The following is an 11,470-nucleotide window of genomic DNA, read 5'->3' as shown; positions in this document are numbered from 1 at the left end:
CCGGCGGGCTCGGCCGGCCCGACGCGGTGGCCGAGCGGCTCCAGGTACCCCGGGCTCCGCCACGACGTCAGCGTCGAGCTGAACCGCTGCACCGGGTTGACCAGCGGGTGCTCGGCCAGCACCCGCTGGATCGGCGCCACGCTCCGCCACTCCCCCCGCGTCACCGGCAACGCGGCCGGCTCAGGCGAGGGCGACGGCGAAGTCGACGGCGAGGGCACAGCCGAAGCCGACGGCGAAGGCTCCTTCCTGCGGAACCACATTCCAGCGTCACCGTCCCTGGCTCATCCGGGTGTTGATCCGGGCGATCTCGGCGACGTAGGTCAACCGGTCGGGGTGTTCGAGGTCGAGGATGTCGTCGAGGGACCAGTGCAGGTGGTAGGCCACGTACGCGACTTCCTCGTGCAGCCGGTCGGCCGCGTACGTCACGATTCCCCCAGGCGGCCACCGGCGACGTCGACGACGAAGCTGTGACCGCACTCGGGGCACGCCACGCCCGCCCGGGTGTGGCCCTCGCTGTTGACCCGGCGGTACATGTCCTGCAGGAACGCCAGGTCGGAGGCGAACAGGTTCTCGATGACCCCCGCGTGCACGTCGGTGATGTCGCCGATCCGGGTGACCACCCGGGCCAGCAGCACCACCGTGAGGAACGCCGAGTTCTCGCGCACCCGGTCGTCCCGCAGCGGGATCAGCTCGTCGCGGGCGGTGGCCAGGCGCATCACCCCGGAGTGGTGCACCTTGCCCTCGTCGTCGACGTACCCGCGCGGGAGCTCGAACGCGAACTCCGTCCGCAGCTTCGGCCGCTCGGTGCGGGGTTCGCCCGCCGAGACGGGCGCTTCCTCGACCGGGGCCGACGCCATCACCCTGCGCATCGGCTCACTCGACTTCCATCTGCTCGTAGGTGATGACGAGCTTCTCGGTGAGCACGCTCGTGTCGCCGGCCTTCAGCGCGCCGATCTCCAGGCTCTTCGGCCACGCGTTGGTGAGCTTGTAGCGCTTGAGCGCGGTGCCTTCGTAGTCGTAGACGATGATGGCGCCGCCCTTGCGGGCCGTCGCCATCTTGCCGAAGTGCGCGTCCTTGACCCACTTCTCGAAGCTGTTGTCCTCGGTGAGGCCGCGGGTCAGCGTGACCTCGCCCGCCTTGGGCCGGCCGGGCAGCTTCTTGATGACGTACTTGCCGTCGACGGTGTTCTGCTTGAGCTCGATGACGTCCTGCTCCATCTTGAGGCCGGAGACCTCGGAGATCTGCTTGATCTGGACGCCGTCGATCTCGAGCCCGAAGGAGTGGCCGACAGCCTTGTCAAGATCGGGAAGTGCCATGGTGGAGTCCCTTCATCACTCGTTGACGAGGCTGGTGCCGCCGGACATCTGGGCCAGCCGGAAGATCACGAACTCCGCCGGTTTCACCGGGGCGATGCCGACTTCGCAGATCACCTGGCCGAGGTCGATGCCCTCGGCCGGGTTGGTCTCGCGGTCGCACTTGACGAAGAAGGCCTCGTCCGGGGTGAGCCCGAACAAGGCGCCCTTGCGCCACTCCATCACCAGGAACGCGCTGATCGTGCGCCGGATCCGGGCCCACAGGGCGTCGTCGTTCGGCTCGAACACGACCCACTGGGTGCCGCCGAGGATCGACTCCTCGAGGTAGTTGAACAGCCGCCGGACGTTGAGGTAGCGCCACGCCGGGTCGCTCGACAGCGTCCGCGCGCCCCAGACCCGGATGCCCTTGCCGGAGAAGGACCGCACGCAGTTGACGCCGATCGGGTTGAGCAGTTCCTGCTCGGCCTTGGTCAGGTGCGTCTCGAGCGCGAGCGCGCCGCGGACGACCTCGTTGGCCGGGGCCTTGTGGACGCCGCGGGTGGCGTCGGTGCGGGCCCACACGCCGGCCATGTGGCCGCTCGGCGGGATGTACGTGTTGGTGCCCGAGGCCGGGTCGAGGACCTGGACCCAGGGGTAGTACAGCGCGGCGTACTTCGAGTCGTACCCGGCCGCGTCCATCCGCCAGCTGCGGACTTCCTGCGGGTTGAGCGCGGGCGGCGGGTCGATGATCGCCATCCGGTCGCCCATCAGTTCGCAGTGCGCGATCATCGCCAGCTGCACGGCCTTGACCGTGTCGAGGTCGATCAGGTCGCGCTGGTAGGCGGCCATCAGGTCCGGCGCCGCGACCATGGTGATCTCGTCGATCGCCTCCAGGCCGCCGAACCCGGTCCGGTCGGCGACGTCGCCGACGTAGTCGTTCGCCGCGACGCGGCCGGGGACCGGCGGGGCGGTGGGCTCCTTCGGCGGCGCCGAGAGCACCGCGGTGCCCTTGTCGGGCTTGGTGACCGCGCCGCCGGTGGCGACCTCTTCGATGGTGATGAGGCTGGACTTCTCCCGCACCGCGGTGACGACGTTCTCCTTGGTGCGCTTGGTCGTCACGTTGTGCGTCTCGACGACCTTGCCGTCCTGCTTGACCAGCACGGTGAACCGGTCTTCGGCCGGGTTGTCGCCGGTCGGGTCGGCCACCTCGACGGTGATCTCGCCGCCGCTCTGCTTGCCCTCCGGCAGTTCCTTCGCGACGAACCGGTAGCCGCCGAGCACGGCCTGGCGGGCCTCGATCTGCTTCGGCGCGGCGCCGTTGTCCTGGGCGCGCGATCCGCCGATGCGGACGATGTAGCAGTTGGTGCCGCCGTTGAGGAAGTAGCCGTAGACCGACTGGGCCAGGTAGCAGCCCTCCATGAAGTCGCCGAAGGTCTGCGTGAACTGGCCCCAGTTGGACACCAGCGTCGGGGTGTTGAAGGGACCGTCCGCCGCGAAGCCGACGAAGGCGGCCACTGCGGTGCCCACGCCCTCGATCGGCCGTGCGCCGGCTTCGATCTCCTCGACGTACACCCCCGGCGTGAGATAGGTGGGCATGCGTGCCTCCCTTGTCGACGCACAAGTCTTGTCTTCGGCGATGCTGCTGCCAGGGCGATCTCCGCGGAACGACCGTGCGGCTAGGCCCGCGGGAACCGATCTCTGCCCTTAAAGGCAACTGCCCGTCCGGGCAGCCGTGCCTGCCCGTCCGGTCGTTGGCAACCGGCCCGGCGGGGCCGACAGTTGAACCCATGCCAACGGGGCGGGACAAGGCGCCACCAGAGCTGCCCGGGCAGCCCGCGCGACCGGCCCGTCCGGCGCGCCGCGCGACCCCGCCCGCGTTGCTGCGCCTGCAGGCCACGGCGGGCAACGCGGCGGTGTCGCGGCTGGTCGCGCTGCAGCGGCAGAGCTGTCCCGCTCCCCCGGTCGCGCCCCCCGGCGTCACACCGTCGGCCGACCCCAAGTTCCAGTCGCTGACGAAGGACGTCGGCGACAAGGCCAAGACGGCGAAGGCGCACCCGCCCGCCGGCGCGGAGGTCAAGAAGGCACAGGACGCCGCGGTGGCGCCCGCCGACGACAAGGACGCGCAGGCCAAGGCGGCCCAGGCGGACAAGATGGCGGCGGCGAAGCCGGCCGGCTTCGACAAGGCGGCCTTCATCGCCGCGGTGAACGCCGCGATCGCCAAGCAGGCGCCCCGGAACCTGGACGAGGCCGACAAGTTCGCCACGTCCGGCAAGGCGGACCAGGTCAAGACCGAGGTGCTGGGCAAGGTCACCAGCGGCAAGGACGCTTCGGCCAAGGACGTCACCGACCGGACGAAGGAACCACCGGATCCCAGCCGGGCGGTGGAAAAGCCGGTCACGCCGCTGCCGGAAGCCCCGGCCCCGCCCGCGCTGGCCCCGCCGGATCCCCGCAAGGCGACGCCGGACAAGGCACCGCCCGAACAGACCGACCTGCGTGCCGACCAGTGCGAAACCCAGGGCGCGATGGCCGCGGCCGGAGTCACCGACCAGCAGCTGGCCGAGTCCCACGAGCCGGAGTTCACCGGCGCCCTGGCCGCGAAGCAGGAAGGCGAGCGGCACACGGCTTCGGCGCCGGCCGCGGTCCGCGAGTCCGAGGCCGGGCAGCTGGCCGCCGTGACCGGCGCGGCCCAGGCGTCCGGGCAGGCCGCGATGGCGGGCATGACGGGCGCGCGGTCGTCGGCCGGGCAGCGGGGCCAGGCGGCCAAGTCGGCCACGAAGTCCAAGGACGAGCAGGACCGCGCGCGGATCACCGGCGAGATCAAGGCGATCTTCGACGAGACCAAGACGAAGGTCGAGGGCGTGCTCGGCGCGCTCGACGACCAGGTGGCGAAGAAGTTCGAGGCGGGCGAGGCGCAGGCGAAGGCCGCGTTCACCGCCGACCACCAGGCGCGGATGAAGCGCTACAAGGACGAGCGCTACGACGGCATCACCGGCGCGGCGCGCTGGGCGTACGACCTCTTCGCCGACCTGCCGGCCGAAGCGAACAACCTCTTCCTGGAGGCCAAGAAGGTCTACGAGTCGAAGATGCAGGGTGTCATCGGCGACATCGCGGACTTCGTCGGCCAGAAACTCGGCGAGGCGAAGCAGCTGATCGCAGACGGCCGCACGCGCGTGCAGCAGAAAGTGGCGTCCCAGTCGCCCGCCCTGCGCAAGATCGCGGGCGAGGCGGCGAAGGAGTTCGGCGGCCAGTTCGACGACCTCGAGAAGTCCGTCGACGAGAAGCAGGACGCGCTGGTCGAGGACCTGGCGCAGAAGTACAGTGAGGCCCGCAACGCGGTCGACGAGGAGATCAAGGCGCTGCAGGCGGAGAACAAGGGCCTGTGGAGCAAGGCGAAGGAGGCCGTCGGCGGCGCGATCGAGACCATCCTCAAGCTGAAGGACATGCTGCTCGGCGTGCTGTCCCGGGCCGCGAACGCGGTCGGGCTGATCATCGCCAAGCCGATCGAGTTCCTCGGCAACCTGGTCAACGCCGTCAAGACCGGCGTGCTGAACTTCGGCGCCAACATCGTCGAGCACCTCAAGAGCGGCCTGAAGGGGTGGCTGCTGGGCAACCTGGCGAGTGCGGGCATCGAGATCCCGGAGGCGCTGGACGCCAAGGGCATCCTGAAGATGGTGCTGTCGCTGCTGGGCCTCACCTGGGCGAGCGTCCGCGCGCGGATCCTGCGGTTCATCCCGGAGCCGGTGCTGGCGAAGCTGGAGCAGACCCTCGACGTCGTCAAGATCCTGCTCACCGAGGGTGTGCCGGGGCTGTGGCGCTGGATCGTCGCGAAGCTCGGCGATCTGAAGGAGATGGTCCTCGGGCAGATCAAGGACTTCGTCATCGAGAAGATCGTCAAGGCGGGTATCACCTGGATCATCTCGATGCTCAACCCCGCGGCGGCGTTCATCAAGGCCTGCAAGGCGATCTACGACATCGTCCTGTTCTTCGTGGACAAAGCCGCGCAGATCAAGGAGTTCGTGGACTCGGTCCTGGACTCGGTGGAGTCCATCGCCCGCGGCGGCGCGGGCGCGGTGGCCGGGCTGATCGAGCGGACGCTGGCGAAGGCGCTGCCGATGGTGCTGGGATTCCTGGCGAGCCTGCTCGGGCTGGGCGGGATCTCGGAGAAGATCAAGTCGATCCTCGAGAAGGTCCAGGCCCCGGTCGGCAAGGTGATCGACTCGGTCGTCGGGACGATCGTCAAGGCCGGCAAGAAGATCTGGTCGAAGTTCAAGGGCGGGAAGGGCAGCGGGGTGCCGGACCCGCGCAGCGCGACCCAGAAGCAGCAGGCGCTGGCCCAGGCCAAGCAGGCGGCCGACGCCGAGATGCGCAAGCCGGACGCGACCCGGCACACCGTCGAAGCGGCGCTGCCGAAGATCAAGGACACCTACCGGCTCACGACCATCGCGCTGGTGCCCACGAGCAACGGCAAGTTCAAGACCCACCTGGAGATCAACCCGACCGACGACACCGGCGAACTCCCGCTCGGCCCGATGGCGCCGGTCGACGAAGCGAAGGTCTACCTGGGCAAGCGGTTCGTCGTGAAGGCGACCAACCGGGTCGCCAAGGTCACCGACGTCCGCCCCGACGGCTGGGTGACGCTCCAGTACGAATTGGAACGCAACGCGGGCGGCCGGAGCAGGAGCTCCGAAGGACGGCCGACGTTCCCGGTGCTCAAGTTCCTGGCCAACACCCCGAACGGCGGCCCCGAACTGGCTCCGGCCGAAGGCGGCGCGGACCAGACGCAGTACACGATCGACGGAAAGACGCTGCGGCCCGAGTACCACGACGTCCGCGCGGTCTTCTACGGCGGTTCCCACAAGTACAGCGGTCACGACGCCGCCAAGATCGCCGCGGTGATGCGGCCGGACGGGCTGACGTTCACCTGCCCGGGTGTCCCGTTCCTCGGCATCGCCCCGCACGTCGCCGCGCGCGTCAAGCCGAACAACGACGACAACTACGCGCTGGACCACCGGAAATCGGTGGCCGGGCACTGGAACGCCGAAGGCCGGGCCAAGGGGCAGAGCGACCGGTCGAAGTTCTACGCGGATCCGGGCAATCTCGAGGTCCTCTGCGCGTCGTGCAACAGCAAGAAGGGCTCCAAGGACGCCGACACGGGGGCCGCCGAGCGGTACCGCAAGGACGTGGAGATCCCGGGCTTCACCGGCCCGGACGGCAAGGCTTGAGCCGGCCGGTGTCACCCGGCTGCAAGGCATCCGCAAGCGAGGTACGCCACCGTTCGTTCCAGGTTGCGGCACGAACGAGTGGAGGATCGATGAAGCAGTGGGCGAAACGATCGGGTGTCCTGGTCGCTGCGTTGGCGGCTGCCGTTCTCGGTGGTGGTACCCAGGCACAGGCCGCGGAGGGCCCCCACAACGTCGGGTGGCTGTACACGGTGGGCAAGAGCGGCGCGGTCTTCTTCGACGCCGACCTGGCGGGCTATGCCTCCGAAGAGAAGATCACCGTGTGCGACAACAAGACGGACGACCGGGGAATCGGCGCCATCCTCACCGGTACCGCGGCCGATGGGCCATACGGTGCTGATGTGGTCTACATCTACGATCCGTCGAACAACGGCAAGTGCGAGGACATCCACGCCAACATCTTCGCGGACGGCTACGCGGTCACGGTCCACGTGTTCGAGTACTGGAACGGGGGCGCCAACACCGCAGCCGACAACTGGGGTTACGGCGTGGCGTAGCGTTTCGCCGGGTGGGGGCTCGGCCCTCACCCGGCGTCACCCACTGATCAGGCCTCTTCCTCGACCTCTTCCTCACGCTGCACGAAGGTCTGCGCCGTCGTCTCCTCTTCGCCTTCCGCGGCCTCGGGTGCTTCCTCCCGCTGCACGGCCGCTTCTTCCGACGAGGAGTGCCCGCCGTCCTCACACCGCTGAACCGCCGAAGCCGGAGCGGGCGCCGTCATCAGCCGATCGGCGTTCGCCACCGCTTCGCGCTCGAACCGGTCGGACGGATCCGAGACCTTCACCCCGCCGCCGGCATCGGTGCCGTCCACCGGGCCGCTGCGCTGCTGCACCACGTGGGTCAGCTCGTGCGCCAGCATGTGCTTCCCGGAATCCGACGCGGGGTCGAACTTGTCCCGCTGGAACACGATGTTCGAACCGACCGTGTACGCCTGGGCGTTCACCGACTTCGCCGAGTCGTGCGCCGCACTGTCGGTGTGGACCCGGACGTCGGAGAAGTCCGTGCCGAAGCGGGTCTCCATGTCCTCGCGGGTCGAGGTGTCCAGTGGGGTGCCGCCGCCCGAGCCGACGACGTCGTGGACCGGGGAGCGCTCCTCCTCCACCAGCGAAGACGTCCCCGCGTTGCCCACCGCGCGCTGCAGGCCCAGCAGGCCCGCCGGGCCCAGGACGTCGGTGCGGCCCGCCGCGGCCGCACGGCCCAGGAGGTCGTGGTCGTCCCGCTCGATGCGGTCGCCCTTCGGCCGCAGGGCCGGGTCGAGGTCGTTGTCGTGACTGTGCCCGCGCATGTTCGCTCCCTCCGCCGCCCGTAAAGCTTGCCCCGCCGGCGGGGCGAGCGCCAGACTGCGCCGCCGTCCGGACGGGCAGCGAACACTGCCCCGACGGGCAGCTCAGCCCTCCGTCACCATCGCCAGGTAGGGGCCGAACTCCCGGTCGAGGCAGAGCCGGCCCAGCTTGCGGTACTCCCGCGCGACCGCGCCGACCAGGTCGCTCATCCCCACCGGACGGCCCGCCTCGGCGGCCAGGTACGCGCCGGTGACCGCGGCCGAGCGGATGTGGCCGCCGGCCAGCTCGAACGCCTCGGCGAGGAACCCCAGGTCCAGGTCCGTCCCCCGCGGCATCCGGGTGCCGAGGCAGCGGTCCCAGAGCCGGTGCCGGAGTTCGACGTCCGGCAGCGGGAAGTCGACGATCACGTCGAGTCTGCGGGTGAAGGCCTCGTCGAGGTTCGCCCGCAGGTTGGTGGCCAGCACCGCGATCCCGTCGAACGTCTCCATCCGCTGCAGCAGGTACGCGCTTTCGATGTTGGCGTACCGGTCGTGCGCGTCGCGGACCTCGGACCGCTTCCCGAAGATCGCGTCCGCCTCGTCGAAGAGCAGGACGCCGTTGACCCCGGACGCCTCGGTGAAGATCCGCTCCAGGTTCTTCTCCGTCTCGCCGACGTACTTGTCGACCACGGTCGCCAGGTTCACGGTGTAGAGGTCCAGCCCCAGCGACGCGGCGATGACCTCGGCGGACATCGTCTTGCCGGTCCCCGAATCCCCCGCGAAGAGCCCGGTGACCCCGCGGCCGCGGCCCCCGCCCGGCCGCATCCGCCACTCGTCGAGCACCTGGTCGCGGTAGCGCGCCCGCGCCGCCAGTTCGTCCAAAAGGGACAGTACGCCGGCCGGCAGCACCAGGTCGGCCCAGCCGACGACCGGTTCGATCCGCCGCGCGAGCCGTTGCAGTCCGGCGGCGTTCTGGCTGCGCGCGCCCGCCCGGACGTGGGCCGTGCGGACCAGCCCGTCGTCGTCGGCCAGCGCGGTGACCGACGCGGCTTTCGCCGCGCGGGCGATCTGCCCGGGCCCCAGCACGAAGTGGGCGGTCGCCTCGCCGGGGTCGACGTCCGGGGCGAGCCGGCCGTCGAGGCGGCGGCGCCAGAGGTCCGCGCGGGCCGCACCGGACAGCGGCACGGCGTCGAGCTGCAACGGCGGCGTCGCGCTCCAGCGCGGGTCCCAGGCGCCGGTGCCGTGCACCACCAGCGGGATCGCCGGGTGCGCCAGCTTTTCCAGCCGGGGATCCTCCACCGGGCCGAGCACGATCCCGGCGCCGCGCAGCAGCGCCTCCCGCCGCAGCGACGCGGTCAGCTCGGCGTGGCCGGGCTCGGCCTGCCAGCGCGGCGCGTCCACCACCAGCGCCGGGTACCCCGCCGCGGCCAGCGCGCCGACGCCGAGCTCCTCGGCCCCGCCCCCGGGCAGTTCCTTCAGGTACACGAGCCCCGCCCGGCCGCGGATCGCGCGGGCGAGCCGCTCCCGGCCCGGCACCTCGACGAACTCGGTGCCCAGGTGCGCGCAGCCGGCGAGTTCGGGCGCGAGCCGGTCGTCGCCGAGCAGGTGGTTCACCACCCGGTCGGGGACGCGCAGCGTGCGCGAGAGGAACGGCCGTTCCTCCTCCCCCACGGTGAGCAGCCCGCAGGTGACCAGCGGGGAGTCGGCGTCCAGCCGGGCACGGCCGGCGGCCGACGCCTCGGGGATCCCGCACAGGCGCAGCGCGAGGCCGGCACTGGCGCGGCGGCGGGTCACGTCGTCGTTGAGGTAGCCGTAGAACTGCTCGAACCGGCTGTCCAGGTCGGGAGCGAGCGCGACCAGCAGCAGTTCGACGTCGACGCCGGTCAGTCCCGCGCGCTCGGCGAGCGGGCGCAGCCGGCCGCCCGGAACGGAGTCGGTGAACGGGGTGAACGGCTCGCGGAGCCCGTCCAGCAGCGCGTCGATCGCCTCGTTGGACAGGTACAGGCCGCGGAACGGGTCGTCGGGGTTGGGGTCGGCCGCGCGACGGCTGTCGACCGCGTCGCGGATGCGCTGTTCGAGCCGGGCCAGCCGCTCGAACAGGTACTCCAGGCTCACCGGGGCTTCCGGTGGGTGCGCGCCATCGCGACCCGGCGCTGCCCCTCGACGGCCCCGGCCGCCGACACGTGGTGCCCGACGAGCTCGCCGGCGCCGGTGTCGATCTTGAGGCCTTCCTTGGCGGGCGGCCCGGCCGGGTAGACACGGCCACTGTGGATCGGCGCGGAGACGACGACGTCCAGCGACGGCTTGAGTTCGCCGCCCAGCGCCGTCCACACGTCGGCGAACGCGCGGTCCTCCGGTGGCGGCAGCGCGACGGTCATCGGCACCGGCAGCCCCATCTCGGCCAGCGACCCGGTGAGCACCTCGGCCGGCACGGCTTCGTGGCGCAGCAGGCCGAGCAGCAGGTCGGAGAGCACGCGGTGCTCGTCCTCGGGGCGCTGGGTCCACGCGGTGACCAGGTAGGACAGCTTGACGTGCTTGGGCGGCAGGTGCCGCGCCGCCACCTCGCCGCGCTGGTCGTACTCGTTGAGCAGCCCCCGCGACCGGCGCCGCATGTCCTCGCGCACGTCGTAGAGGTAGATGTTCACCGTCGGTGCGTTGCGCCGGGCGGCCCAGTCCTTGGTGGGCGCGTCGAAGGCGACGTCGACCTCGCTGCCGCGCAGCGCCTCGTCCTTCACCAGCCGGCGCAGCGCCTCGTCGACCTCGTGGATCACCGGCGGACCTCCTCGCACTGGCGGTGCCTCCACGATGATCGCGAGAAGCCGGGCCGGCCAGCCACGCAGCGGCAAACCTTCGGGTACACCCGGCTGCCCCTAAGGGCAAAGTGGTCGGCATGACGATCACGACGAGGCCCGCCACCGAGGCGGACGTCCCGGCTCTGCTCGCCCTGTTCCGGGAGCTGCACCCGGACGACCCGCCGCCGTCCGCACCGGCGGCGGCCGCCGCGTGGCGGGCCATCGAGGCCCAGCCCGGCCGGGTGGTCCTCGTCGCCGAATCCGGCGGCGTGGTGATCGGGACGCTCGACTGCGCGACGCTGCCGAACCTCACGCGGGGAGCCCGGTCGTTCATGCTCGTCGAGAACGTCGTGGTCGCCGCCGGACACCGGCGGTCAGGCGTGGGCGCCGCCCTGGTGGAGGCGGCGTTCGCCGTGGCTCGGCGCACGGACTGCTACAAGGTCCAGCTGCTGTCCCGGTCCGGCCGCGAAGCGGCGCACGCCTTCTACGAGTCACGGGGGTTCCGCGCGGTGGCCCAGGGCTACCGCGCGTACCTGGACTGAAGACGTCCGCCGTTCGCGCCGCAGCGTGCCGGTCAGCGGAAGCGGGCGACGAGCGGATCCGGCAGGCCGGGCTCGGCGCCGTCCCCCGCGCCGGACGTCCACAGCCTTGCGCTCCCCGGCTCCGTCGTGACGCCGAACAGCGTGGCCCCTTCCCGGGCGGGGACCGGTGCCCGCCGCCACGTGCCGTCGATGCCGCGGCGCAGCGCATACGCCTGGGCCTTGCCCGCCTCGTCGTAGTGGTAACCCACCGCCCATACCTCGACGCCGGCCTTCGTCACGCCGTTGAGCTGTCCCTGCTCGTCCGGCGTCGGCTCGAGGACCGCGCGACGGCCGTCGACGCGGACG

The 11,470-nt window shown here is 71.2% G+C and carries 11 protein-coding genes; 3 read left to right on the top strand and 8 right to left on the bottom strand.

The annotated features are described in order from the left end of the window. Nucleotides 1-267: 267 nt before the first annotated feature. Genes CCN39_RS15720 through CCN39_RS15705 form a run of 4 tightly spaced genes read right to left on the bottom strand, consistent with a single transcriptional unit; the run spans nucleotide 268 to nucleotide 2,889 of the window. On the bottom strand, nucleotides 268-426 hold the full coding sequence (locus CCN39_RS15720) for a DUF6760 family protein (protein WP_003098516.1): 159 nt from the start codon (nucleotides 424-426) through the stop codon (nucleotides 268-270). Then, on the bottom strand, nucleotides 423-869 hold the full coding sequence (locus CCN39_RS15715; RefSeq protein WP_086842694.1) for a hypothetical protein: 447 nt from the start codon (nucleotides 867-869) through the stop codon (nucleotides 423-425). Before CCN39_RS15715 ends, CCN39_RS15720 begins: the two co-directional genes overlap by 4 nt. A gap of 4 nt (nucleotides 870-873) precedes the next feature. Further along, nucleotides 874-1,317: a phage tail protein gene (locus CCN39_RS15710; RefSeq protein ID WP_086842691.1), complete on the bottom strand. Its 444-nt coding sequence runs from the start codon at nucleotides 1,315-1,317 to the stop codon at nucleotides 874-876. A 15-nt stretch (nucleotides 1,318-1,332) separates the two neighbouring features. Next, nucleotides 1,333-2,889: a phage tail sheath family protein gene (locus CCN39_RS15705; RefSeq protein ID WP_086842689.1), complete on the bottom strand. Its 1,557-nt coding sequence runs from the start codon at nucleotides 2,887-2,889 to the stop codon at nucleotides 1,333-1,335. 191 nt (nucleotides 2,890-3,080) lie between these two features. Here CCN39_RS15705 and CCN39_RS15700 point away from each other — a divergent pair, with 191 nt between their 5' ends. Together CCN39_RS15700 and CCN39_RS15695 are read left to right on the top strand one after the other, a co-directional pair. After that, on the top strand, nucleotides 3,081-6,515 hold the full coding sequence (locus CCN39_RS15700; RefSeq protein WP_244210804.1) for a phage tail protein: 3,435 nt from the start codon (nucleotides 3,081-3,083) through the stop codon (nucleotides 6,513-6,515). Between the two features lie 89 nt (nucleotides 6,516-6,604). Then, nucleotides 6,605-7,030 carry a hypothetical protein gene (locus CCN39_RS15695; protein ID WP_086842685.1) on the top strand — a complete coding sequence of 142 codons (426 nt, stop codon included), beginning with the start codon at nucleotides 6,605-6,607 and terminating at the stop codon, nucleotides 7,028-7,030. A gap of 47 nt (nucleotides 7,031-7,077) precedes the next feature. On the opposite strand, the gene CCN39_RS15690 is transcribed toward CCN39_RS15695, so the two are convergent. From CCN39_RS15690 to CCN39_RS15680, 3 genes are all read right to left on the bottom strand, one after another. Further along, nucleotides 7,078-7,815, bottom strand: coding sequence for an eCIS core domain-containing protein (locus tag CCN39_RS15690; RefSeq protein ID WP_086842683.1), 738 nt, complete (start codon nucleotides 7,813-7,815; stop codon nucleotides 7,078-7,080). 102 nt (nucleotides 7,816-7,917) lie between these two features. Further along, the gene (locus CCN39_RS15685) at nucleotides 7,918-9,906 is read right to left on the bottom strand and encodes an ATP-binding protein (protein ID WP_086842681.1); all 1,989 of its coding nucleotides are present in this window, start codon (nucleotides 9,904-9,906) and stop codon (nucleotides 7,918-7,920) included. Further along, nucleotides 9,903-10,562 carry a Pvc16 family protein gene (locus CCN39_RS15680; RefSeq protein ID WP_086842679.1) on the bottom strand — a complete coding sequence of 220 codons (660 nt, stop codon included), beginning with the start codon at nucleotides 10,560-10,562 and terminating at the stop codon, nucleotides 9,903-9,905. Before CCN39_RS15680 ends, CCN39_RS15685 begins: the two co-directional genes overlap by 4 nt. Nucleotides 10,563-10,681: 119 nt before the next feature. On the opposite strand from CCN39_RS15680, the gene CCN39_RS15675 reads away from it, so the two are divergent. Continuing rightward, a complete protein-coding gene (locus CCN39_RS15675) occupies nucleotides 10,682-11,125 on the top strand; it encodes a GNAT family N-acetyltransferase (RefSeq protein WP_086842695.1) in 444 nt (147 codons plus the stop codon). Between the two features lie 32 nt (nucleotides 11,126-11,157). Here CCN39_RS15675 and CCN39_RS50160 read toward each other — a convergent pair. Beyond that, on the bottom strand, nucleotides 11,158-11,470 hold a 313-nt coding region (locus CCN39_RS50160; RefSeq protein WP_158104510.1), incomplete at its 5' end, for a hypothetical protein.

The sequence above is a fragment of the Amycolatopsis kentuckyensis genome (assembly GCF_002155975.1).
GTDB lineage: Bacteria > Actinomycetota > Actinomycetes > Mycobacteriales > Pseudonocardiaceae > Amycolatopsis > Amycolatopsis kentuckyensis.
This window is presented reverse-complemented; position numbering and strand designations above follow the sequence as displayed.